At 71.5% G+C, this 24,170-nt stretch carries 22 protein-coding genes; 6 read left to right on the forward strand and 16 right to left on the reverse strand.

Annotation, left to right across the window (positions count from 1 at the left end; genetic code table 11):
- Window positions 1–2: 2 nt before the first annotated feature.
- From cysD to ACWCP6_RS22175, 10 genes are all read right to left on the reverse strand, one after another.
- Window positions 3–938, reverse strand: coding sequence for a sulfate adenylyltransferase subunit CysD (gene cysD, locus ACWCP6_RS22130; protein WP_450934206.1), 936 nt, complete (start codon window positions 936–938; stop codon window positions 3–5).
- Entirely contained in the window at window positions 935–1,501 is a 567-nt protein-coding gene (cysC, locus tag ACWCP6_RS22135) for an adenylyl-sulfate kinase (RefSeq protein WP_450934207.1), read from the reverse strand. The genes cysD and cysC overlap by 4 nt, the downstream gene beginning before the upstream one ends.
- Before the next feature lie 2 nt (window positions 1,502–1,503).
- A complete protein-coding gene (locus tag ACWCP6_RS22140) occupies window positions 1,504–2,214 on the reverse strand; it encodes a phosphoadenylyl-sulfate reductase (RefSeq protein ID WP_450934208.1) in 711 nt (236 codons plus the stop codon).
- Complete coding sequence (locus ACWCP6_RS22145) at window positions 2,211–2,393, reverse strand: hypothetical protein (RefSeq protein WP_450934209.1); 183 nt, start codon at window positions 2,391–2,393, stop codon at window positions 2,211–2,213. Before ACWCP6_RS22145 ends, ACWCP6_RS22140 begins: the two co-directional genes overlap by 4 nt.
- A 28-nt stretch (window positions 2,394–2,421) precedes the next feature.
- Entirely contained in the window at window positions 2,422–4,119 is a 1,698-nt protein-coding gene (locus tag ACWCP6_RS22150; RefSeq protein WP_450934210.1) for a nitrite/sulfite reductase, read from the reverse strand.
- A gap of 129 nt (window positions 4,120–4,248) precedes the next feature.
- Window positions 4,249–4,332, reverse strand: a complete 84-nt coding sequence (locus ACWCP6_RS22155) for a putative leader peptide (RefSeq protein WP_443077216.1) — start codon at window positions 4,330–4,332, stop codon at window positions 4,249–4,251.
- Between the two features lie 120 nt (window positions 4,333–4,452).
- Window positions 4,453–5,025, reverse strand: coding sequence for a GNAT family N-acetyltransferase (locus ACWCP6_RS22160; protein ID WP_450934211.1), 573 nt, complete (start codon window positions 5,023–5,025; stop codon window positions 4,453–4,455).
- 236 nt (window positions 5,026–5,261) lie between these two features.
- On the reverse strand, window positions 5,262–5,606 hold the full coding sequence (locus ACWCP6_RS22165; protein ID WP_450934212.1) for a hypothetical protein: 345 nt from the start codon (window positions 5,604–5,606) through the stop codon (window positions 5,262–5,264).
- Window positions 5,607–5,957: 351 nt separating this feature from the next.
- Window positions 5,958–7,277 carry a GAF domain-containing protein gene (locus tag ACWCP6_RS22170; RefSeq protein WP_450934213.1) on the reverse strand — a complete coding sequence of 440 codons (1,320 nt, stop codon included), beginning with the start codon at window positions 7,275–7,277 and terminating at the stop codon, window positions 5,958–5,960.
- A 311-nt stretch (window positions 7,278–7,588) separates the two neighbouring features.
- Window positions 7,589–9,247 carry an acyl-CoA dehydrogenase family protein gene (locus tag ACWCP6_RS22175; RefSeq protein ID WP_450934214.1) on the reverse strand — a complete coding sequence of 553 codons (1,659 nt, stop codon included), beginning with the start codon at window positions 9,245–9,247 and terminating at the stop codon, window positions 7,589–7,591.
- Window positions 9,248–9,264: 17 nt separating this feature from the next.
- On the opposite strand from ACWCP6_RS22175, the gene ACWCP6_RS22180 reads away from it, so the two are divergent.
- Together ACWCP6_RS22180 and ACWCP6_RS22185 are read left to right on the forward strand one after the other, a co-directional pair.
- Window positions 9,265–10,506 (forward strand): YihY/virulence factor BrkB family protein, encoded by a 1,242-nt coding sequence (locus ACWCP6_RS22180; protein ID WP_450934215.1) that lies wholly within the window; start codon window positions 9,265–9,267, stop codon window positions 10,504–10,506.
- A gap of 25 nt (window positions 10,507–10,531) precedes the next feature.
- Complete coding sequence (locus ACWCP6_RS22185) at window positions 10,532–11,272, forward strand: helix-turn-helix domain-containing protein (protein WP_450934231.1); 741 nt, start codon at window positions 10,532–10,534, stop codon at window positions 11,270–11,272.
- A 123-nt stretch (window positions 11,273–11,395) separates the two neighbouring features.
- Here the strand turns inward: ACWCP6_RS22185 and ACWCP6_RS22190 are convergent, their stop codons facing one another.
- Window positions 11,396–11,830, reverse strand: a complete 435-nt coding sequence (locus ACWCP6_RS22190; protein ID WP_450934216.1) for a VOC family protein — start codon at window positions 11,828–11,830, stop codon at window positions 11,396–11,398.
- 386 nt (window positions 11,831–12,216) lie between these two features.
- Here ACWCP6_RS22190 and ACWCP6_RS22195 point away from each other — a divergent pair, with 386 nt between their 5' ends.
- Complete coding sequence (locus tag ACWCP6_RS22195; protein ID WP_450934232.1) at window positions 12,217–13,707, forward strand: carboxylesterase/lipase family protein; 1,491 nt, start codon at window positions 12,217–12,219, stop codon at window positions 13,705–13,707.
- A 455-nt stretch (window positions 13,708–14,162) separates the two neighbouring features.
- Here the strand turns inward: ACWCP6_RS22195 and ACWCP6_RS22200 are convergent, their stop codons facing one another.
- Complete coding sequence (locus ACWCP6_RS22200) at window positions 14,163–17,114, reverse strand: glycoside hydrolase family 2 TIM barrel-domain containing protein (RefSeq protein WP_450934217.1); 2,952 nt, start codon at window positions 17,112–17,114, stop codon at window positions 14,163–14,165.
- Between the two features lie 313 nt (window positions 17,115–17,427).
- Between ACWCP6_RS22200 and ACWCP6_RS22205 the strand changes: the two genes are divergently transcribed.
- Entirely contained in the window at window positions 17,428–18,807 is a 1,380-nt protein-coding gene (locus tag ACWCP6_RS22205; protein ID WP_450934218.1) for a radical SAM protein, read from the forward strand.
- A gap of 42 nt (window positions 18,808–18,849) precedes the next feature.
- Here ACWCP6_RS22205 and ACWCP6_RS22210 read toward each other — a convergent pair whose 3' ends face one another.
- From ACWCP6_RS22210 to ACWCP6_RS22225, 4 genes are all read right to left on the reverse strand, one after another.
- A complete protein-coding gene (locus ACWCP6_RS22210; protein ID WP_450934219.1) occupies window positions 18,850–19,278 on the reverse strand; it encodes a PPOX class F420-dependent oxidoreductase in 429 nt (142 codons plus the stop codon).
- Window positions 19,279–19,328: 50 nt separating this feature from the next.
- Entirely contained in the window at window positions 19,329–20,084 is a 756-nt protein-coding gene (locus tag ACWCP6_RS22215; RefSeq protein ID WP_450934220.1) for a nuclear transport factor 2 family protein, read from the reverse strand.
- A 577-nt stretch (window positions 20,085–20,661) separates the two neighbouring features.
- Window positions 20,662–21,084 carry a hypothetical protein gene (locus ACWCP6_RS22220; RefSeq protein ID WP_450934233.1) on the reverse strand — a complete coding sequence of 141 codons (423 nt, stop codon included), beginning with the start codon at window positions 21,082–21,084 and terminating at the stop codon, window positions 20,662–20,664.
- 227 nt (window positions 21,085–21,311) lie between these two features.
- On the reverse strand, window positions 21,312–22,475 hold the full coding sequence (locus ACWCP6_RS22225; protein ID WP_450934221.1) for an NAD-dependent formate dehydrogenase: 1,164 nt from the start codon (window positions 22,473–22,475) through the stop codon (window positions 21,312–21,314).
- Between the two features lie 726 nt (window positions 22,476–23,201).
- Between ACWCP6_RS22225 and ACWCP6_RS22230 the strand changes: the two genes are divergently transcribed.
- Window positions 23,202–23,480, forward strand: coding sequence for an FmdB family zinc ribbon protein (locus tag ACWCP6_RS22230; protein ID WP_450934222.1), 279 nt, complete (start codon window positions 23,202–23,204; stop codon window positions 23,478–23,480).
- A 33-nt stretch (window positions 23,481–23,513) separates the two neighbouring features.
- Window positions 23,514–24,152: an AmiS/UreI family transporter gene (locus ACWCP6_RS22235; protein WP_450934223.1), complete on the forward strand. Its 639-nt coding sequence runs from the start codon at window positions 23,514–23,516 to the stop codon at window positions 24,150–24,152.
- Window positions 24,153–24,170: the final 18 nt, after the last annotated feature.

A 24,170-nucleotide genomic window follows, 5' to 3' on the forward strand; every position in this document is an offset into this window, starting at 1 on the left:
GGTTAGAAGTACCCCTCGCGCTTGCGGTCTTCCATCGCGGCCTCGGACAGCTTGTCGTCGGCGCGGGTCGCGCCCCGCTCGGTGAGCCGGGAGGCGGCGATCTCGGCGATCACGGCGTCCAGCGTGGTGGCGTCCGAGTCGACGGCACCGGTGCAGGACATGTCGCCGACGGTGCGGTAGCGGATGAGCCGCTTCTCGACCGTCTCGCCGTCCTTCGGGCCGCCCCATTCGCCGGCCGTCAGCCACATGCCGCTGCGCTTGAAGACCGGGCGCTCGTGCGCGAAGTAGATCCCGGGCAGTTCGATGCCCTCACGGGCGATGTACTGCCAGACGTCCAGCTCGGTCCAGTTGGACAGCGGGAAGACCCGCACGTGCTCACCGGGGGCGTGGCGGCCGTTGTAGAGCTGCCACAGCTCGGGCCGCTGGCGGCGCGGGTCCCACTGCGAGAACTCGTCGCGCAGGCTGAACACCCGCTCCTTGGCGCGGGCCTTCTCCTCGTCGCGCCGCCCGCCGCCGAAGACGGCGTCGAACCGCTCCGACTGGATCTTCTCCGTCAGCGGCACGGTCTGCAGCGGGTTGCGGGTGCCGTCCGGGCGCTCCTTGAGGACACCGCGGTCGATGTAGTCCTGCACCGATGCCACGTGCAGGCGCAGTCCGTGCTCGGCCACCACACGGTCGCGGTACTCGATGACCTCGGGGAAGTTGTGCCCGGTGTCCACGTGCAGCAGCGAGAAGGGGACGGCCGCGGGGGCGAAGGCCTTCAGCGCCAGGTGCAGCATGACGATGGAGTCCTTGCCGCCGGAGAACAGGATCACCGGCCGCTCGAACTCGCCCGCCACCTCGCGGAAGATGTGCACCGCCTCGGACTCCAGCGCGTCCAGGTGCGTCAGCGTGTAGGGGCTGGACGTCCCCTCTGCGACATGGGCGACGGTCGTCATGCGAGACCCCTTTCGGTGAGCAGCGCGAACAGCGCCGCGGCGGACTCCGGCACGGTCTGGTTCTGCGACTCGATCCGCAGATCCGGCGTCTCGGGCTCCTCGTACGGATCGTCGACCCCGGTCAGACCGGAGATCTCGCCCGCGGCCTGCTTGGCGTACAGGCCCTTCACATCACGTACGGAGCACACCTCCACCGGCGTGGCCACGTGTACCTCCACGTACGGTGTGCCCTCGGCCTGATGGCGCTTTCGTACCGCCTCGCGGCTGTCCGCGTACGGGGCGATGACCGGCACCAGGACCTTCACGCCGTTCGACGCCAGCAGCTCGGCGACGAAGCCGATGCGCTGCACGTTGGTGTGCCGGTCCTCGCGGCCGAAGCCGAGGCCCGCCGAGAGGAACTCGCGGATCTCGTCGCCGTCGAGCACCTCGACGCGATGGCCCTCCTCGCGCAGCCGGCCCGCCAGCTCGTACGCGATGGTGGTCTTGCCGGCGCTCGGCAGACCCGTGAGCCAGATGGTGGCTCCCGTCACTTGACTCTCCTGAGAATCCTGTATCGCGGTCATGGTCAGCCGTGCAGCCCGCACTCGGTCTTGCCGCGGCCCGCCCAGCGGCCGGCGCGGGCGTCCTCGCCCTCCAGCACCCGGCGGGTGCAGGGCGCGCAGCCGATCGAGGGATAGCCGTCCATGAGCAGCGGATTGGTGAGCACCCCGTGCTCGGCGATGTAGTCGTCGACGTCGTCCTGGCTCCAGCGGGCGATCGGCGAGACCTTCACCTTCTGCCGCTTCTCGTCCCAGCCGACGACCGGCGTGTTCGCGCGGGTCGGGGACTCGTCGCGGCGCAGCCCGGTCGCCCAGGCCGCGTACCCGGCCAGGCCTTCCTCGAGGGGCTTGACCTTGCGCAGTGCGCAGCACAGGTCGGGGTTGCGGTCGTGCAGCTTCGGGCCGTACTCGGCGTCCTGCTCGGCCACGCTCTGGCGCGGCGTCAGCGTGATGACGTTGACGTCCATCACGGCGTCGACCGCGTCGCGGGTGCCGATGGTCTCCGGGAAGTGGTAGCCGGTGTCCAGGAACACCACGTCCACGCCCGGCATGACGCGCGAGGCGAGGTGGGCGACCACCGCGTCCTCCATCGAGGAGGTCACGCAGAAACGGGGACCGAAGGTGTCGGCCGCCCACGTGAGGATGTCCAGGGCGGAGGCGTTCTCGAGATCGCGTCCGGCCTGCTCCGCCAGTGTCCTGAGCTCGTCCGCCGTACGCTCCTGCCGAGCGGTCGTCATGTTCGTTCCCCTCCACCGTCGTCGCCGCGCCGCAGTCCCTGGGTCAGCAGTCCGAGGAACTTCAGCTGGAAGGCCCTGTTGCAGGCCGCGCACTCCCAGGCCCCATGGCCCTGCTCGCTGGGCCGCAGGTCCTCGTCGCCGCAGTACGGGCAGTAGAAGGGCGCCGCACGCTCACTCATGCCACGTCCTCCCGTTCGCTCGCGGTGCTCACGACAGCGCCTCCTCGGAGGCGCGTGCCGCCCAGGTGGCGAAGCGCTCGCCGTCCTCGCGCTCCGCCTGGAAGCGGGTGAGGACCCGCTCGACGTAGTCCGGCAGCTCCGCGGCGGTCACCTTCAGTCCGCGTACCTTGCGGCCGAACCCGGCCTCCAGACCGAGCGCGCCGCCCAGGTGCACCTGGTAGCCCTCGACCTGGTTGCCGTCGTCGTCCAGCACGAGCTGGCCCTTGAGACCGATGTCCGCGACCTGGATACGGGCGCAGGCGTTCGGGCAGCCGTTGAGGTTGATGGTGATCGGCTCGTCGAACTCGGGCAGGCGACGCTCGAGTTCGTCGATCAGCGAGGCGCCGCGCGCCTTGGTCTCCACGATGGCGAGCTTGCAGAACTCGATGCCCGTGCAGGCCATGGTGCCGCGCCGGAACGGCGACGGCTGCACGGTGAGGTCCAGCGACTCCAGGCCCGACACGAGCGAGTCGACCTGCTCCTGCTCGACGTCGAGCACGATCATCTTCTGCTCGACGGTGGTGCGCACCCGGCCGGAGCCGTGCGCCTCGGCCAGCTCCGCGATCTTCGTGAGGAGTGTGCCGTCGACGCGGCCGACGCGCGGGGCGAAGCCGACGTAGTAGCGGCCGTCCTGCTGCCGGTGCACACCGACGTGGTCGCGCCAGCGCTGCACGGGCTGGGCCGGCGCCGGGCCGTCGGTCAGCTTCCGCTTCAGGTACTCGTCCTCCAGGACCTCGCGGAACCGCTCGATGCCCCAGTCGGCGACCAGGAACTTCAGGCGGGCGCGGTTGCGCAGGCGGCGGTAGCCGTAGTCGCGGAAGATCGAGACCACGCCTTCGAAGACGTCCGGCACCTCGTCGAGCGGCACCCAGGCGCCGAGGCGCTGGCCGATCTTCGGGTTGGTGGACAGGCCGCCGCCCACCCAGACGTCGAAGCCGGGGCCGTGCTCGGGGTGCTCGACGCCCACGAAGGCCACGTCGTTGATCTCGTGCGCCACGTCGAGCAGCGGAGAGCCCGAGACGGCGGACTTGAACTTGCGCGGCAGGTTCGAGAAGGCCGGGTTGCCGACGATCCGGCGGTGGATCTCCTCGATCGCGGGCGTGCCGTCGATGATCTCGTCCTCGGCGATCCCGGCGACCGGCGAGCCGAGGATGACGCGCGGTGTGTCACCGCACGCCTCGGTCGTGGACAGGCCCACGGCCTCGAGCCGGTTCCAGATCTCGGGGACGTCCTCGATCCGGATCCAGTGGTACTGGATGTTCTGCCGGTCGGTGATGTCGGCGGTGCCCCGCGCGAACTCCTGCGAGATCTCGCCCACGACGCGCAGCTGCTCGGTGGTGAGACGGCCGCCGTCGATACGGACGCGGAGCATGAAGTACTCGTCGTCGAGCTCCTCCGGCTCCAGGATCGCGGTCTTGCCGCCGTCGATGCCGGGCTTGCGCTGGGTGTACAGCCCCCACCAGCGCATACGTCCCCGGAGGTCGTTGGGGTCGATCGAGTCGAACCCGTTCTTCGAGTAGATCGTCTCAATGCGTGTCCGCACATTGAGACCGTCGTCGTCCTTCTTGAACTGCTCATTGCCGTTCAGGGGCGTGTAGTGACCCCTGGCCCACTGCCCCTCGCCACGGTGCCGGGTCGCCTTGCGGCGGGATGTGGCGGCGGAAGGGTTCTGCGGGGTGGCGGCCATGGTTGGTACGTCCTTCGGGACAGGCAGGAAAGCGGCTCTGACCTGCACGAATGCGCACAGGCGCGGCTCAGGGCGCGGCGCTGCGCAGGTCGGGGAAAAGTCGATCGATCGCGGCGGTGCTGGAGGGTGTCAGCTCGCGCGACAGATGGCGCTGGACATGCGGCCGAGGTCGACGTGCCGCCGACTCACCAAGGCAATTCCAGCTCGAGACATGACGGAAGCGTGTCACGGGGATCTAGAACGAGTCCACCGTTATCCAAAATATGGACACCCCTGTCCCGGATGTCGGGACAGGGGTGTCGTCGGTCACAGGGCCCGGAAGCCCGGGCGGGCTCAGCCGGCCAGCGCTCCCGGCCACGGACCCGGCGTGGCCACCTCGGGCTCCTGCTCCACCGCGGTGTCGAAGAGCTTGAAGCCCCGCCGCTCGTAGTTGGCCATCGCGTGCTCGCCGTCCTTGCTGCAGGTGTGCAGCCACACCCGCTTCGTCGGCGCGCGCCCCGGCCAGCGGTCCGCCAGGTCCCACGCCCGGGCCGCCCCGTACGCCAGCAGGTGACCACCGATGCGGCGGCCCCGGAAGGCCGGGATCAGTCCGAAGTAGACGATCTCGACGACGCCCTCCTCCTGCGCCTCCAGCTCGACGTACCCGGCGGGCGTCCCCTTCTCGTACGCGACCCAGGTCTCCGTGCCCGGCCTGCGCAGGGCCTCGGCCCACTGCGCGTACGTCATGCCGAGCCGGTCCGTCCAGCCGATGTCGCCACCGACCGCCGTATAGAGGAAGCGGCTGAACTCCGGCGAGGGCACCTCGGCCCGGACGATCAGCACGTCCCCCTCCGGTGCGGCCGCCGGGATCAGGTCGGCGGGAGACGTCTGCTCCATGGACCAGGTGGTCACGGTAAGGGTGCTCATGAGGGCCATGGGACCACGTGGCGCGCATCGGGACCAAAGCCGCAGGTGCCGACCGCGGCGCACCGGGAGCGGTCCGGCCGGCCTGCACCGGGGCCGGCCGGGGGACCGGACGCACCACGACCGGCACCCTCCCGCCCACCACGTACGGAAGGGTGCACATGATCGGCCGCGCGTCCCGTGGCGCCCGCCCGCCGCACTCCCCCGACCAGAGGGGACTGCGAGCGAACCGTTCGGCTTCAGCCCACGATGATCACGAAGCCGCTGCGGTTGAAGCCGTGGTCGAAGAAGAAGGGGTTGTCGAAGCGGTTGTCGAAGCGGTTGTCGAAGCGGTGGTCGAAGCGGAAGCGGTTGTCGAACCGGTTGTCGAAGCGGTTGTCGAAACGGAACCCGTGGTTGAAGCGGAAGCCGTCGCGGCCGAAGCAGTTGTTGCCCCAGTTGCCGCACATGTCGGTGACCACATGGGTGTGCGCGGCGGGGGCTGCGGCATGGGCCGTGCCTGCCGTGCCGATCGCGGCGCCGCCGGCCATCAGAACGCCGGTCGCGGACACCGCGAGGAGACGCCTCGCGCGTTGTGCTCGCATGGGGATGCACCCCTTTCTTCCATCGTCTCGTGCACCCTCGGCGGCACGAGAGGGATGGCCGCGACCGCGGCACGGTCACGGTCGTCGCCTCGTGAGGACGAGGAGCACGTCCTGCGGTCCGAGGTCCCCGCCGACCGGGAACCAGCGGACCGGCCTCGGGCGCCCGGGCTCACCCCGGATTGCGCCTCTGTCGGGTACTACGTCGACGGCGTCCTTTTGGATTGGCGCCGCGGCGGATCGCATGTCCGCCGCGGCGGAAGCACCGCGGACACGACGGCCACCGTCACGCCGCCGCCTCCGCGCCCATGCCCTCCGCGGCGTGGGAGACCGCGGTCCCGGCGCAGCTCGCGGCTACCGCCCGGCCCGGCGAGCATCCCGCGACAGGTGGGGGGAGCGCCCGGCGCGTGCCTCCACCACCGCCGGTGCCGTCGAAGGCGGCAGCAGGTCCACGGGATCGGCCGGAAGGAGCACCCGCACGTCGGTGTCGTCGCCGAAGCGGTACGGGCGGTGTGCGAGCACACCGCCGAGGTAGCGGCGTACCCGGGACAGTTCGGCGCGCACGGTCACCGTGCGCGCCGGGTCGCCGAACAGGTCGACGGCCAGCTCGGCGGCGCTGCGCCCGCCGCGGTGCACGGCGAGCAGATACAGCAGCTCCGCATGGCGCCGGCTCAGCTCGTGCGTCCAGTCGCCGGCGCCGCCCGACACGGTCACCGACCAGCGGCGCGGACTGCGCACGTCCAGCACGACCCGGGTCACCGCCGGCGCGTCGGGCTCGTCGGGCACCCGGACCAGCCAGCCCCCGGGCAGCGGCTCGACCAGGCACTCCCCGAGCGCCGGCAGCCAGATCCGGCCCGCCGTGAAGGACTTCGGCAGCGCCAGCCGGTCCACCGGCGGCATCCCGGTCACCGCCGCGGCCCAGCCGTGCGGATCCACTGCCAGGGCGCGCCCGCCGAGCCGGGCGAGCACCGGGGCGGCCACCGACCGCAGCCGGTCCAGCGTGGCAGTGTGCCGCTCCCGCAGGGCCGCCTCGGCGAGCTTCGCCACCGAGTCGACGAGCGCGAGCGTCGCCGGATGCATGGTGTCGAGGGGACCGCTGACGTCCACCACGCCGAGCAGCTGCCCGGTGCGCGGATCCGTGACGGGCGCCCCGGCGCAGGTCCACGAGTGGTGGCTCTGCACGAAGTGCTCAGCGGAGAAGACCTGCACCGGCCGCCGGACCACCAGCGGGGTGCCCACGCCGTTCGTGCCGACGACGGACTCCCCCCAGTCGGCCCCGATCTCGAAGCCCAGCCCGTCGGCCTTGCGCAGCACCGCCGCATTGCCCTCGCGCCACAGCACCCGGCCCTCGGCGTCGCACACGACCATGATGTGGTGGGCGGAGTCCGCGAACGAGACGAGGCCCTGCCGCAGCACCGGCAGCACGTCGGCCAGTGGGGACGTGCGGCGTCTGTGCTCGATGTCCTCCAGGCTGAGCAGCCCCGCCCTGACGTCGTGCTCCGGGTCGACGCCACCGCGCAGCAGCCGCTCCCAGGACTCGCCGATCACCCGGCGGGGGCCGATCCGGGGGCGCCGGCCGGACAGCGCGTCGGCCCGGACCTCCTTGAGCAGCCGGGCCGCCCCCTCGGCATCCGTTGCCGCGAGCCTCGTCAGATCGATCGGTGACAACGTCAACGGTTCCTCCCCGCACCGTCCGGAGGCGGGCCTCCGCCCGCGGACACCCCTGCCCCGGGCAGCGGGCCCCGCGCTGTGGGGAGCGGGCCGTGCCCGTACTCATCGTGCCCCGGGTGCGGCTGGAAAGCGCCCGGGTTGCCCGATGCGTTGCAACCTCCTGCAACCCTGGCGAACAGCCGTACGGTGACTCAGGCTTGCCCCTGCACCGTGCTCCAACGGTGTGCATGTGCCTACGGGGCATATGGGCGGGGGTGGTGCCGTGTCGGCGCAGCACCACCCCCGCTGCATACGTCCGTCCCCGGGCGGGTCCGTCAGCCGATGGGCCGGGCCCGCTCCACGACCGAGGCCAGGTCCAGCGTGTGCGGCAGCGTCCCGAACGCCCTGCCCCAGTCGGCACCGAGCCGTGAGCCGCAGAACGCGTCCGCGACCTCCGGCGGCGCGTACCGCACCAGCAGCGACCCCTGCAACACCAGCGCCATCCGCTCCGCCAGACGCCGGGCCCGCGCCTCGATGCCGTCCAGGTCCGCGAGTTCGGTCAGCAGGTCCTTGATCGCCCCGTCCAGGCGGTGGTCCGCACCACGCGCCCGCCCGACCTCCCTCAGGAACGCGTTCAGCGCCTCGGGCTCGCGCTGGAGCGCACGCAGCACATCGAGGGCCTGGACGTTCCCCGCGCCCTCCCAGATCGAGTTGAGCGGCGCCTCGCGCAGCAGCCGGGCCATGCCCCACTCCTCCACATAGCCGTTGCCGCCCAGGCACTCGAGCGCCTCCGCCACGAGCGGCGTACAGCGTTTGGTCACCCAGTACTTGGCGGCCGGCACCGCGAGCCGCAGCAGCGCACGCTCCTGCTCGTCCCCGGCTTCGGCGTTGTCGTAGGCCGCCGCGAGCCGCAGTCCCAGCGTCGTCGCGGCCTCCGACTCCAGTGCCAGATCGGCGAGCACATTGCGCATCAGCGGCTTGTCGACGAGCTTCCCGCCGAACGCCTCGCGGTGGGTGCAGTGGTGGATCGCCTGCGCGACGGCCTGGCGCATCAGCGACGCCGAGCCGAGGACGCAGTCCAGCCGGGTCGCCGCCACCATCTCGATGATGGTGCGCACCCCGCGCCCCTCCTCGCCGACCCGGCGCGCCCAGGTGCCGTCGAACTCGACCTCGCTCGACGCGTTGGAGCGGTTGCCCAGCTTGTCCTTGAGCCGCTGGATCGCGAACGGGTTGCGCGACCCGTCCTCCAGGACCCGCGGCACGAGGAAGCAGGTGAGCCCCCCTCGGTCCCCCGAGGAGACCGCCTGCGCCAGCACCAGGAACCCGTCGGACATCGGCGCCGAGCAGAACCACTTGTGACCCGTCAGCGCATAGGTGCCGTCCTCCGACAGGGGCACCGCACGCGTCGTGTTGGCCCGTACGTCGCTGCCGCCCTGCTTCTCCGTCATCCCCATGCCGAAGAGCACGCCGGCCTTCTGCGCGGCCGGCCGCAGCCCCGCGTCGTAGACCCGGGAGGTCAGCCGCGGCTCCCACTCGGCAGCCAGCTCCGGGTCGGTGCGCAGCGCCGGCACGGCCGCGTGCGTCATCGACAGCGGACAGCCGTGCCCCGCCTCGACCTGCGACCACACATGGAACCCGGCCGCACGGCGCACATGCCCGCCCGGCTGCGCCCACGCGGCCGTGAGCCCGGCGGACACGCCCTTGCCGAGCAGCCGGTGCCACGACGGATGGAACTCGACCTCGTCGATGCGGTGGCCGTAGCGGTCGTGCGTGCGCAGCTTCGGCGGATGCTCGTTCGCCAGCACGCCCCACTCCTGCGCCTGCGCCGATCCGGCGGTCCGGCCCAGCAGGGAGAGCTCGTCGCGCGCCGCCTCGACGAGCTCCGGGTCCAGGTGCCGCTCGACGGCCTCGACGAGCGCCCGGTCCGCGGCGAAGACGTCGTATCCGACCAGGGGCGGAGGCTGATTGGTCACTGTGTGGGTGCTGGTCGCCATGCGGATACGGTAAGGAGGTGCACCAGGCAAAAGAAACACCTGATCGGCCGCGTGGCCGTCTCCACCGGGCCCGCGCCCTCTACAGGAACGTCTCCAAACGCAGGACTGCCTGGCTGCTGCTCAAGGACACCGTCAATTCGTGCATCGAGTACCGCATCCTCGGCCTGGCGGCGGAGGCGGCGTTCTTCACCCTGCTGTCCGTGCCGCCCCTGCTGCTCAGCCTGATCGGCCTGCTCGGCTACGTCGACCGCTGGACCGGCACCAACAGCATCGCCAGTCTGGAGAACAACCTCCTGGAGGCGTCCCGGACGGTCCTCAGCGACCAGGGCGTCAACCAGATCGCACGGCCCATCCTGAACGGCATCGTGCGAGGCGGCGGACCCGACGTCATCTCCATCGGCTTCCTCTTCGCCCTCTGGTCGGGCTCCCGCGCGGTGAACGTCTTCATCGACACGATCACGGTCATGTACGGCCTCGACGGTGCCCGCGGGATCGTCAGGACCCGCATGCTGTCGTTCCTGCTGTTCATCGTGGCGCTGCTGATCGGCTCCGTGGCGCTGCCGCTGATGGTGGTGGGCCCGGACGCCGTGATGAAGGTGGTGCCCTGGTCGACGTCCGTCGTCCAGGTCCTGTACTGGCCCACCGTGATCGTGCTGTCCATCGTCTTCCTGACGACGCTCTATCACGTGTCCGTGCCCGTGCGCTCACCCTGGGTCGAGGACATCCCCGGCGCGCTGGTCGCGCTCGCGATGTGGGTGTTGGGCAGCTTCCTGCTGCGCATCTACCTCACCCAGACGGTGGAGGGCCCCACCATCTACGGCTCGCTGGCCGCCCCGGTCGCCGTCCTGCTGTGGATCGGTGTGTCGGCCTTCGCCGTGCTGGTCGGGGCCGCCGTGAACGCGGCCATCGACCGCGTCTGGCCCTCCGTCGCGACGGCCGCCGCCCGCGCCGCCAACGAACGGCTCCGGGAGGCCCTGGCCGCCGAGTACGTGGCCCGTGCGGCGGCCCGACACGCGCAGGACACCGCCGGCACCGACACCGACGCCGATGAAGGGGACGACGGGGACGACGCCGCCTTCGACGTCGAGATGCCGTCGGAGTTCCCCGAGCGCTGGTCGAAGTTCCTGCCCCCGGACGACGTCACCTCGCGTCTGCGCACCCATGCCAAACAGAACGGCAGGGCGCGGTCGGCGCCCGAGTCCAGGAGCTCCGGGGCACGCCCCGCACCGGGGAGCAACGACGAGGAGCCCGGAGCGTAGCCTTCGGTGCGTGGCGTTCGACGACATGAGCTCCGGATACGCCGAACGGGCGTCCCGGGTGCCGGGCGCCGTCCTGTGGACGCGGTCGGGCCCGCCCGCCGACGGCATGCCGCACGCGGTGCTGCCCGACGGATGCATGGACCTGCTGTGGAACGGGACCCGGCTCCTGGTCGCCGGGCCCGACACACAGGCCCACCGCCCCGGCGCCGCAGCCAGGGGCCCCTGGGCGGGCGTCCGTTTCTACCCCGGCACCGCACCGGCACTGCTGGGCGTGCCCGCGCACGAGCTGCGCGACCGGCGCGTGGACCTGGCGGACCTGTGGCCGGCCGCCCGGGTGCGGCGTCTCGGCGAGCGCGTCGGCTCGGCTCCGGAGCCCGCTGCCGCCCTCGACGCACTGGCGCTGCGGCTGGCGGCCGACGCCGAGCCCTTCGACCCGCTGCTGAAGGCCGTCGTGGAGTCCCTGGGGGACGGCCGCCCGGTCGCCGCGACCGCCGCATCGGTGGGCCTCGGCGCCCGTGCGCTGCACCGTCGTTCCCTCGCCGCCTTCGGCTACGGGCCCAAGATCCTGGCCCGGGTGCTCCGCCTCCAGCGCGCTCTCGCCCTGGCCAGGTCCGGCGTCCCCCTCGCGGAGACGGCGGCGCGCGCCGGGTTCGCCGACCAGGCCCATCTGGCCAGGGACGTCAGGGAGTTGGCGGGAGCTCCGGTGACGGAGCTGATCGGACGCCGGAGCACCGCCCCTCGCACCGGGGTGGGCTCCGGAACCTGAGGCCGGGAGCCGGAAGCCGGGAGCCGGGAGTTGAGGGCAGTTCCTCGCGCCCGCGCCGCGCGCCCCGCGCCAGGCCCGGGGCCGTCACGCCGAGCCGGAGCTCGGGTCTCGCCGAGCCGGGGCTCAGGCCCCGTCGTCCCCCAGCGGTGCGAACAGGTCCACGCCGTTGCCGTCCGGGTCGTGCACCACGGCGTACCGTTGCCCCCAGAAGGCGTCCCACGGTGCCAGTTCACCGTGGTACCCGGCCTTCACCAGCTCCGCGTACACGCTGTCCACCTGGCCGGGAACCGCGCACCGGAAGGCGAGCCCCACCCGCCCGCCACCCGCCGGGGGCCGCCAGGACGGGTGGAAGGAGCGGACCGTTGCCTCGGTGTCGAGGGCGAGGCGCAGCCCGCCCGGCAGCGCGGCCTCGACATGCGGAAGGCTCTCCGCTCCTTCGGGGAACTCGAGTCCGAGGCGCCGGTAGAACGCGAGGGACGCGGCCAGGTCGGAGACGACGAGGCCGACGACGTCGAAACGGGGCAGGGGAGTGCTGCCGGTGGTGTCATTGCTGTCCATGGACGCAGCGTAGAAAGGCGCGGGCACCCGGTCTTGAAGGAAACGGACACCCGGGTGGGTGAGGGTGAGCACCGCGACGCACGACGGCTCCGGCCCGGGCGGCTCCGGGGCCGATCCGGTCGAGCGGGGCGACCCGCAACCGACCGGCGACCGAGCCCCGGGCACCGGGGCGGGCACGCCCGGCCCACGCACTTACCGCCGCGTCCCGGCCGCACCCGTGGCCTCCTTGGGCCCTGCGCCCCCGAAGAACTAGAGTCCGTGGCCATGCGGCACCCCCACGACGATCTCGACGCCCCCGGTGCGGACCGGCCCGCCCACGATGCCGCGGAGGTGGCCGCTTGAGCACCCAGGAGCCCGAGGACGGCGGGCACGCCAGGCGCGACCCGGTGGTCACGACGCCGTACGGGGCCGTGCGGGGCCGGTACGAGACGGTCCCCCGGGGCGGCGGACGGCCGGTCGCCGTTTTCCGCGGCGTCCCGTACGCCGCGCCCCCGTTCGGCCCCGGGCGGCGCTTCATGCCGCCGGTGCCGCCCGAGCGGTGGGACGGTGTGCGCGACGCCGGCGCGTTCGGGCCGACCTCGCCCCAGGTGCCGTACACCGAGGCCTACGCGAAGCTGCTCGCCGACCCGCTGATCCCCGGCGACGACATCCTCACGCTCAACGTGTGGACGCCGGAGCCCGGCCGGGGTGCCCGGCTGCCCGTCATGGTGTGGATCCACGGCGGCGCGCTCACCAGGGGCTCCTCCGCGGTGCCCGTCTACGACGGCGCCGCCTTCGCCCGCGACGGCGTGGTCCTCGTCTCGCTCAACTACCGCCTCGGCGTGGAGGGCTACGGCCTCTTCCCGGACGCGCCGCCGAACGCGGGCCTGCGCGACCAGCTCGCCGCGCTGGCCTGGGTGCAGGACACGGTCGCGGAGTTCGGCGGCGATCCCGGACGGGTCACCGTCTTCGGCGAGTCGGCCGGCGCCATCAGCATCGGCGCGCTGCTCGCGAGCCCCCGTGCCCGGGGCCTGTTCCGGCGGGCCGTCCTCCAGAGCGGTCCGCCCGAGGCCGTCGAACGGGACAAGGTGCGGCGGATGGTGCGCCGGATGGCGGCCCGGCTGAAGGTCCCGGCGACGGCACGCGCATTCGAGACCGTGGACCGCGACGCGCTGCTCGACGCGCAGGCCGAGGTCACCCGCCGCAGCAGCCCGCTGCTCGGCGGCCCCGCGTTCGGCGTCGTCGTCGACGGCGACCTCGTGCCCCACGACCCGCTGGCCGCGCTCGTCGACGGCACCGCCGCCCGCGACGTGGACCTGCTCCTCGGCTGGACCAGCGAGGAGTACAAGCTCTGGCTCGCCCCCACCGGCCTGCTCGACCGCATCGACCGTCTCGGCCCGGTCGCCCTGGCCGCCGCGATGGCCCGCTGCCGCTGCGGACCCGACGTGCCCCGCGGGTACCGCGCGAGCCGCCCCGGCGCCGGCAGCGGCGACATCGTCGGCCAGATGATCACCGACCATCTGCTGCGGCTCCCGCTGCACCACCTCGCCGGTGCCCGCGCCCGCTCGGCGTCCCCCTCGGACACCTTCGTCTACGAGTTCGAGTGGACCTCCGGAGTTCCGGGCCTCGGCTCCTGCCACGCCCTGGAACTCGGCTTCGTCTTCGACGCCCTGCACGTCCCCGAGGCCGCCTGGCTCGCCGGCCCGGACGCCCCGCAGGACCTCGCCGACGCGATGCACTCGGCCTGGCTCCGCTTCGCCGTCGACGGCGACCCCGGCTGGGCCGCCTGGGACGCCACCCATCCCGTACGTCTCTTCGGGTCGGGGCCGCCGCGCACCGTGCACGGCCCGCGCGACGGGGACCTCGCGCTGTGGACCCAGACCGCGGCGGCCGTCTGACGGGCCGCCGGGCCCGCGCGCCCGATACCCGTGGGGCAGGACGTCCGTACCTCCGACGGCGGCCTGCGGCGGGCGGCACCGCGGACGTTCCGGCGGGTACGAGACCTACGAGGACCCGTCCCCGAGCGGCGAGGACAGCCTGGAGATCCCCGGCGAGAACCGGCCGGCGGCAGCCCTCGTGATGGGCCACGGCCGCGTCGGCTCGTGCGCCGCAGCGAGACCGAGGCGTTCCTGCACCAGCGACTGGAACACCGCGTACGCCGCCGCCACTCCGCCGATCCGGCCCAGCCATCCGGCCCAGCCGCCCCGGACGCGACCCGGGCGACGCATCCGGCCCGGTCGGCACGAACCGGCGCCACAGATGCTGTTGGGACACGGTGTGCTCCCTCCGCCCGGGGCGCCACGTGAGACCTGGCGGATTCCGGTCCAGGGGCGAGGAAGGCCCGAATCGGGTGTCATGCGCGACGGACGTGCGAGAACGTGAAGGTGAACTCGGCGGGTCCGACGTGCAGTTCGTGCTCCGGCAGCGGGCCGGGGCCGCACGACCGGGAACCGATGCCCTGCTGGCCGTGGTCGAGGTTCACCCACACCGTGTCACCCGGGGCGAGGTCCCCGCGGTGGCGTGCCGCGTCCAGGTCCTCCGCCGTCCAGCGACGCGCCGTGAACCAGAACGTGTCGTCGCCCTCGATCCGCAACCCGCCCACCGGACCCGACAGTTCGGCCCAGCGGACGTCCGCGCGCGCACCGTTCTCCTGCGGGCGGACGTACGGGGTCTGCAGGTCGTCGACCCGGGCCCGCCAGCGGCCGGGCAGCGCCGCGGCCCGGGTGTCCGGGTACGCCTCGCCCGGACCACCGCCGAACCAGCGCGCCGAGCCGTACGCCGCCGGCAGGCCGAAGCGGATGCCGAGCCGGGGCAGCGGCGCCGGCCAGTCGCCCTCGGGCGCGACCGACACCGTCAGCCGCAGCCGCTCCCCGTCGGAGGTCCAGCGGTGGACGGTGCGCAGGCCGAGCGCGCGGGCCGCCGGGGCCGCACGGGTGCGCACGGTCAGCGCGTCGTCCGTCACCTCCACCGCGTCCACGCGGTGCCGCATACGGTGCAGCCCCAGCTCGCGCCAGACCGTGCCGAGCCGTTGTCCGGTCTGCCAGCTCGCGCCCTCGTCGTTGTCGGTGGGCGCCCGCCACACGTCGAGCCGCAGCCCCGCCACCTCGATGCCGCCGATGGACACCGGTGCGCCGGTGCGCCCGTCGAAGGCACCGGGCCCGAGCGTGACCAGTCCCGCCTCGCGCACGGGCCGCGCCCCTGCGGCGACGCGCGGCAACTCCCGTGCGGTGTGCGGGACCAGGCCCCACGCCACCGGGTGGCCGCGCGGGCCCCACGCCGTGTTCCCGGCGAGCACCGCCCGCACCGTCCAGCCCGTCTCCAGGCCGCCGCCTTCCACCCCGGGCGGCGGCGGAAGCGTCACCTCGGCCGATTCGCCCGGTGCGAGGGGCGCGACGGCCAGCGGCCCGGACCCGACCGTCTCGCCGTCCACCTGGTACGACCACTCGAAGGCGAGATGCCCGAGGTCCGCGAAGTCGTACAGGTTGGTGACCCGTACCGTCCCCGCCGCCCGCTCGCCCTCGATGCGGACGGGTTCGATCACCTTCGCGTACTCGGTCAGCCCCGGTGACGGGGTCCGGTCGGGGAACAGCAGTCCGTCGCAGACGAAGTTCCCGTCGTGCAGTTCCTCGCCGAAGTCGCCGCCGTACGCGAACCCGTGCTCCGGGTGCCTCAGCCCGTGGTCGATCCACTCCCAGACGAAGCCGCCCTGGAGCCGCTCGTACGTCTCGAACAGACGTTGGTACTCGGACAGCCCGCCGGGTCCGTTGCCCATCGCATGGGCGTACTCGCAGAGGACGAAGGGGAGTTCACGCCGCCCCTCGGGCCCGCCGTCCTCGCGCCGCCCGATCCGCTCGACCTCGCCGTGGTCGGCGTACATCCGCGAGTACAGATCGGTGTCCTTGCACGTCCGGTCGCCCTCGTAGTGGAGAGGACGCCCGGCATCGCGTTCCCGGATCCACCGTGCCATCGCGGTGAGCCCGCGCCCGGTCCCGCACTCGTTGCCGAGCGACCAGACGACGACCGACGCATGGTTCTTGTCCCGCTCGACCATGCGCGCTGCGCGGTCCAGCAGCGCCGGGGTCCAGCGTTCGTCGTCGACCGGGTTGCCGCGCCAGCCGTCCCCGGTGAACCCGTGGGTCTCCAGGTCGCATTCGTCGATCACCCACAGCCCGTACTCGTCGCACAGGTCCAGGAACGCCGGGTGCGGCGGATAGTGTGCGGTGCGCACGGCGTTGATGTTGTGCCGCTTCATCAGCAGCACGTCGGCACGCATCGTCTCCAGGTCCACGGCCCGCCCGGTGTCCGGGTGGAACTCATGGCGGTTGACGCCCCGGAACAGCACCCGTCGCCCGTTCACGGTGAGCACGCCGTCCTCGACGGCGACCGTCCGGAAACCGATCCGCAGCGGCACCCGTTCCCCGGGGGTGGCCAGCACGCCCGCGTACAGCCGGGGGGTCTCCGCCGTCCACGGCTCCACGGGAGCGGTGACCGTCCCCCCGGTGGGGACGTCGATCCCCAGCTCCGGCACGGTGACCCGTCCGTCCGTGTCCGCGTCGACGCGCAGCGTCCCGGTCCCCTCGCGGTGGTCGTACGACGCGTGCACGAAGAAGTCGGCGACGCACCCCTCGGGCCGGTGCAGCAGGGTCACCTCACGGAAGACGCCGGGCAGCCACCACTGGTCCTGGTCCTCCAGGTACGAGCCCGACGACCACTGGTGCACCCGCACCGCAAGGACGTTCCCGCGCGGCTTCAGCAGATGCCCCACGGCGAACTCGTGCGGCAGCCTGCTGCCCTTGAACTCGCCGATGTCCGTGCCGTTGAGCCACACCCGCGCACACGACTCGACCCCCTCGAAGCGCAGGACGGCACCGCCGCCGTCCGGCCAGCCGCCGGGCAGGTCGAAGGCGCGCAGATGGTCGCCCGTCGGATTCTCGGACGGCACGCGGGGCGGGTCCACCGGGAACGGATACAGCTGGTTGGTGTAGATCGGCGCACCGAACCTGCCGCCGCCCTGGAGCACCCAGTGCCCGGGCACCGCGATCCCGTCCCAGGCGCCGGCGTCGTACCCCGGACGGGCGAATTCCTCGTCCTCGGCGTCCGCGGCCGCCGACAGACGGAACCGCCAGGTGCCGTTCAGGGAGAGCCGGGCCGCGTCGGAGGCCGCGTACCAGGCGCGGGGCGGGAGGGCCCCGGTGCCGGGGGCGACGTCCTCGTAGTAGGGCAGCGGGCGGTCGGAGGACGGCCTGGTGTCGTCGTGGTACGGCGTGCTGTCTTCGTCGGACGAGGCGACCACGTAGGAGGGCATGCGTCCATCAGATCCGCGCGCCCCACGCGGCACAAGCCCGCCACGGGCCGACCTCTTGGACTTTCCCCGCCCGCCTTGGACTCGGGATCCCCGCGCCGGACCGGGCGCACCGGTGGTGTGCAGGGCCGGTCGCGCGGGCCGGCGCGGGGAGCGCGGAGCCGGCGCGGCGCACGGGGCCCGCTCCGGGGAACCGGCCCGGCACGGGGACACCCTCACGGTCCCCGGTGCGGGCGCCCGATTCGTGGGGGCATAACGTGATCCCCGGAGCACCGGCGCCCACGGGAGCGAAGAACGAAGGAGCGAGGAGAACGCCATGCAGAGCCGCACCGCCCTGGTCGAGGACCTGATGCAGCGATTCCCGCACGTGCCGCGGGAAGCCGTGTTCAAGGAGGACCTGCTGCGGGGCGGCCTGGCCTTCGACGAGTCCGCGCTGAGCGACACCGCCAACGAGGCCTCCGGCGACGTCAAGCCCAAGTCGTACTTCATCTTCTCCTTCGACCACGGCACGCTGCCCGAGCTGGGCGCCGCGGCGCTGCGCCGTCCGCCGGAGGAGATCGTGCTCACCGGCGGCCCCTACGACCTGCGCCGCACCGTGGTGTCCGTCCGGGTGAACCCGTCCTCGCCCTACCGCGTCGCCGCCGCCGAGGACGGCATGCTCGGCCTCTACCTCGACGGCAGCCGAATCGCCGACGTGGGCCTGCCCCCGATGCCGGACTACTACCGGCACACCCTCGCCAACGGCAAGTCGGTGATGGAGGTGGCCCCCACCATCCAGTGGGGCTACCTGATCTATCTGACGGTCTTCCGGGTCTGCCAGTACTTCGGCGCCAAGGAGGAGTGCCAGTACTGCGACATCAACCACAACTGGCGCCAGCACAAGGCGGCGGGCCGCCCCTACACGGGTGTGAAGCCGGTCGAGGAGGTGCTGGAGGCGCTCGCCATCATCGACGAGCACGACACGGCGAAGGCCTCCACCGCCTACACCCTCACGGGCGGCGCCATCACGTCCCACATCGGCGGCAAGGACGAGGCCGACTTCTACGGGCAGTACGCCAAGGCCATCGAGGAGCGCTTCCCCGGCCGCTGGATCGGCAAGGTCGTGGCGCAGGCTCTCCCCAAGGACGACGTCCAGCGCTTCCACGACTACGGCGTCAAGATCTACCACCCCAACTACGAGGTCTGGGACCGCCGCCTGTTCGAGCTCTACTGCCCCGGCAAGGAGCGGTACGTGGGCCGGGACGAGTGGCACCGCCGCATCCTCGACTCGGCGGAGATCTTCGGCGCCCGCAACGTCATCCCCAACTTCGTGGCGGGCGTGGAGATGGCCGAGCCCTTCGGCTTCACGACCGTCGACGAGGCCATCGCCTCCACGACGGAGGGCCTGCGCTTCTTCATGTCGCAGGGCATCACACCGCGCTTCACCACGTGGTGCCCCGAGCCGACGACGCCCCTCGGGAAGGCCAACCCCCAGGGCGCGCCGCTCGAGTACCACATCCGCCTCCTGGAGGCGTACCGGGCGACGATGGACGAGTTCGGCCTGTCCTCCCCGCCCGGATACGGTCCGGCGGGCCCGGGCCGGGCGGTGTTCTCGGTGAGTTCCTTCATGGACAGCCTGTCGCCGGACGCGAACCCGGAGGCGGTTCCGGAGACCGTCGGCGGGGCGGGTTCGGGGGCCGCCGCGCAGCCGGAGTGAGCTGTCCGGGAGACGTGGACGTGGACCGGAGCGAGCCGCACGTCAGTCGGCCACGCCGCTGACGGCCGTGACCTTGTCGATCGACATCCGCACCAGGAGGACCCCCGGCACGCCGTTGCGGTCGGCGTACTCCGCCGCCCGCTCCGCTCCCACGTAGCGGGCGGCGATCCGGGCCGCCCAGTCGCGGACCTCCGGCACGTCCTCACTCACCTGCGCCCGGCCGTCGACGACGACGAAGGAGAACGGCGGCCGGTCATCGTCCACGCACAGGGCGACCCGCCCGTCGCGGAGCAGCGTACGGCCCTTGACGGAGTTCCTGCCGGTGTTGAAGACGATGTGGTCGCCGTCCAGCAGGAACCAGACGGGTGCCACATGCGGGCGCCCGTCGGACCGGGTGGTGGCGACCTTCGCGGCCCGGGTGCCTGCGCCGAGAAAGGCGCGCCATTCGGTCTCGGTCATCGATGCGGCCATGAGTCCTGGGTCTCCTCACGCGAGGGGGACGGTCGTGCTGCTATCCGTGCTCAGAACAGACCGTTGCCGTGCGGCAGTTCGGCGGGGATCTCCTGGATGACGTCCCAATGCTCGACGATCCTGCCGCCGGCGATGCGGAACAGGTCGTAGTAGACGACCGGAACGCCGAACTCCCCCTCGGCCTGCACCAGAGCGAAGTCGCCCTCCGCGACGACCCGGTGGATCGTCCGGTAGACGACGCTCTTTCCCTGTTCGGCCCACTTGTCGGCGGCAACGCCGAAGCCGTCGAGGCCGTCACCTGCGTCCGGGTTGTGCTGGAGGTAGGTCTCGGTGGAGGTGTAGTCGGCCGCCGCGGAGTACTCGGCGCCCTTGAGCACCTTCTCTGCGTACTCGGAGACCAGCTTGCGGTTCACCTCGGTGTTCGCCGGGTCGCCGACCCGGGTCGGGCCGTCGGTCTGGGAGCGGCCGCTGACGGTGTCCTCGACCACCGGCGCCAGGGCGTCCCAGTGCTCGGCGAGCCTGCCGTCCTCCACACGGAAGAGGTCGAAGGCGACCAGAGGCGCGGGGCCGAGGCCGTGGTGGACGCCGTGCAGCGCGACCAGGTCTCCGTCGGCGATGACCCGGGCACGCTCGTAGCGGAAGTCGGCGGGCAGCGAGGAGACCAGGTCCCGCAGGGCGTCGGGGCCGTCGGCGGCGAGTGTGCTGTGCTGCCTGAACGACGGCGAGACCCAGCGGTCCACCGCGGAGGGGTCCTTGTCGCCGAACATCTCGCCCACGGCCTTGAGGACCAGATCCCTGTTGTTCATGAGGCATGTCCGTTCTGGTGGGGGCGGCAGAACGTGTCTGCCGAGCGGGCCTCCATGGTTGCCGGATCCGATCGGGCGAACGAGGTGAGATCGCGACCCCCGATGGGCAGAAACGGACAGCCTCCTCGACTGCGACGGAAACCGGCCCCGGAACGGAAGGCGGGTGCGCGGTTCGGTGCCGTCCATGCGATCGTCGCGGTGTCCGTCGCCGCGGAATTGGACCTCGGCCGCATCGAACGGTTCGTGGCCCTCGCCCGGGGGAGCGCCGCGACTTGCGCGGCGGTGGGATCGGGGCGAGCCGAATCGAGCTCGTCGTCACGGCCCTGTCGGCCGCACTGTCACGGCCGTGGCGGCTCGGCACCGCCGAAACCGCGCTCGGCGACATGTGAGCCGGGCTTGCGGCGTGGCCGTCCCCGCCGGCCTTTGTCCACGGCGGGGACGGCATCGAGCAGCGGCTGGAGTCGGGTGACGTGGTTGTGGTCACAGCAGGCCCGGATCACCGCGAGTGGGGTGATCCGGGCCGTAAGTGATCAGGTGGTGTTTCGATCCGGTTCTGCGACGGGAGCCCAGGGGCTCGTCAGAGCTTCCCGCCGATCTCGCAGGCCTGGCACGGCGGGCGGCCGCAGGTGCACTGCATGATCGCTTCGAGGACCTCGCGGTCGTGGTAGAGGCACTCGTCCTTGCAGGTGTGGCGCGGGATGAATCCTGCCGGGATCTCGCCGGGCCACGGCTCGTGGCCGTCCCGGCAGCGGACGAACCGCTCGGGGTCGGTGGAGTGCAGTTCGTGCATGCTCGACCGCGCCTCGTCCTCCAGCTCACGCACTCGCTCCACCAGAGCCTTGAGCTCGGCGGCGATGCCGGAGTACCGGTCGGCGCCGGTCCTTACGTGCGCGGCCCGGAGGGCCATCGCTGCGTTGCCCAAAAACCTGCCGGCGTCCTGGAGGTCGGTCACGTGGTGCATCTGGATGCCGGTCACGCCCCGGACCCACACTGCGTCCATGCTCACTGATCCACCTTCCCGGCGTTCGCCTGGTTTTCTTACGAGAGAATACGCGCGGCGCCGGTATCTCTGCATAATGAAAAGAAATCTATTTATGGACGCTAAAGGCCTCGCCCGTGTCCGTCCAGTAAATCGTCCGTGAATCGGCTCACAGCCGGGGTGGTGGATCTTCTATTGAATCTTGGGCTGATTTCTTGTCCGCCGGACGTCATCTCCGCCCGTGCCGGTCATCCGGCGACCGTGTAGGAGCTCGCGCCCGTCCCTGCGAGCCCACCGCCTTCGACGATCAGGTACTCCGGACGGATGGGGCGCCCGTCGAACCAGCACTCCAGGATCTCCCGTGTACCGGCCGCGTAGCGTGCCTGCGCCGAGAGGGTCGACCCGGACACGTGCGGCGTCATCGCCTCGTAGGGCATGGTGCGCCAGGGATGGTCGGGCGGTGGGGGCTGCGGATACCAGACGTCACCGGCGTAACCGGCCAGTTGGCCGCTGTTGAGGGCCCGCACCACGGCGTCCCGGTTGACGATGAGCGCCCGTGCGGTGTTGACGATGTACGAACCGCGCTTCATGGCCCCGATCAGTTCGTCGTCGAAGAGGTTCTTCGTCTGTGGATGCAGCGGAGTGTGGATCGAGAGCACATCGATGGAGGAGGCCAGCGACCGGACGTCGGGATGCCAGGTCAGCCCCAGCTCCTTCTCGACATCCTTGGGCAGCCGGTGCACGTCGCAGTAGTGCAGCGTGACGTCGAACGGCTTGAGGCGGCGCAGTACCGCCTGGCCGATTCGGCCGGAGCCGAGGACGCCGACGTCCATGCCTTCGATGTCGTAGGCGCGCGAGACGCTGTCGGCGATGTTCCAGCCCTTCTTGGCGGTCACCCACTCGTGAGCCGGCATGTAGTTGTGCACCAGAGTGAGAATCTGCATCACGGCGTGCTCCGACACGCTGATGCTGTTGCTGAACGTCACCTCGGCCACGGTCATGTCGTGGGAGATGGCGCTCGGCAGGTCGACGTGGTCCGACCCGATCCCCGCGGTGATCGCGAGTCTGAGCCGGGAAGCCGCGGCGATGCGTTCTGGGGTCAGATAGGCGGGCCAGAACGGCTGCGAGATGACCACGTCGCTGTCGGGGAGTTCGCGGTCCAGTGTGGAATCCGCCCCTTCCTTGTCGCTCGTGACGACGAGGGTGTGACCCCGGTCCTCCAGGAACCGGCGCAGCCCCAGTTCTCCTGAGACGCAGCCGAGGAGGTGCCCCGGGGTGAAATCGATGGCCTGCGGGGTCGGCGCGGTCTGACCGCCCGGATAGCCGGTGATGGTGGGAATCTCGTCGCGGGCGTAGTCCGGAGGATAACCGCCCACGGGGTCCGGATAGAGCACCGCAAGAATTTTTGCCATGGCCGTCCTCCATCGGTGGGGCCACTGCTCCGGTGAACGGGTAGGGCACCGGCAAACCGATGAACACCGATGATCTTGAATTTTAGTCGAGTGTGCGTCGGCGCTGCAATCCCCGGAGATAAGGGGGAGGTGTTCCGATGGATAGGGATGCGGCTATTTCCATGGGGCCTCTGACGGGAGTTCGGGAGCCGTTCCGCGCACGTCTGCGCGGGGACGTGCCGGTGGCGGTCGCGCTCGGTGGCCTGCCGGGCGGGACGGCCCGTTACGCACGGGGGCCGGCCTTCCCCCACTCGGGGGCGACGTTCCGTGGACGACGTTCGGCGTCAATGCGTCCGGGGTGTTCGTACTGGGGCTTCTTCTCGGTCTCGTTGCACGGCATGCACTGCCGGAGCAGGTCGTGACCGTTGCCGGAGTCGGTTTCTGCGGCGCCTGTACGGCTGTTCTCCACATTCGGTTACGAGGTGGTCCACCTGCGTGAGAAGGGGCAGGTCGGGCAAATCCCCGCTGTACGCCGTTCCGAGTCTCGCGGTGGGTCTTGCGGCAGCAGCGACGACGCTCGTCGTCGGGTCGGTCCGAGAAGGTCCGGGCCCGGTCGTCCAGTACTTGACACGTGGAATTACGAGACGTCTCCTTGAAGGTAGGAAATGCGCTGTGGCGTGCGCCAGTCGGGTGTGCACCGCACGTACTCGGGTTGGCCAGCGTCCACCGGAATCCGGAAGGCTGCTGATGGCAACCTATGAATATCTATGCAGCCGATGTGGGCCTTTCGACGTGAAGTTGGCGATCGGGACGGCGCCCGCGACGTATGGCTGCCCTGTCTGTGCAGGCGCTGCGAGACGTGTGTACTCGTCGCCCGGCCTCACTCTGACCTCGCCGGCGGTCGCCGCCCTTCATGACCAGGAGGAGCAGGCCCGTGAGGCCCCGGCAGTAGTCTCCGAAGTGCCGCCGCGCACAAGGGTGCCACGGCACCAGCACCCCGCGCTCTCGCGGTTGCCGCGTCCCTGAGGGCGTCTGCGCGGAGTTAGGAGGTGTGTCCCCGTGCAGAACGTGGGACTGCTCTTCGTCGGTGCGGTGCTCTTCATCAACGGAATGCTGTTGCTCGGGAAGGTCGACGCCAAGGCGGCAGCGGTGTTCAACCTCTTCGTGGGCGCACTGCAGGTGTTGACGCCGACCTATCTCATCTTCGTCGCCGCAGGCGACCCCAGAGGGATTTTGGCGGCATCCGGCATCTATCTGTTCGGCTTCACCTACCTGTATGTAGGTGTGGGCCTACTCGCCGGACTCGACAGTACCGGCGTCGGCTACTACTCGCTGTTCGTGGCGGTGGCGGCTCTCGGGTACTCGTTCGTCAATTTCCGGCTCTTCAGGGACTACCCGTTCGGGGTCATCTGGCTCTACTGGGCGTTCCTGTGGTTCCTGTTCTTCCTGCTGCTCGGTCTCAAGATGGACAGCCTCAAAATCTATACGGGTTGGGTCACGGCGATCGAGGGCTGGGTCACAGGCGTGATTCCCGCGGCACTGCTGCTCTCCGGTTACTGGGTGAGCCCCACCGAAACCGCCATCGCTCTGGCGGTGTTCGGCGTGGTGGTGTTCGCGGCTCTGTGGCCGCTCACCCGGAACTCGCGGCAGCCGTCCCCGGCTGCCCCGGCGGCCGGAAGCGTGGGCGCACAAACGTGACGGGATCGGAAACGAGGA

It is taken from the genome of Streptomyces sp. NPDC002004, assembly GCF_053593975.1.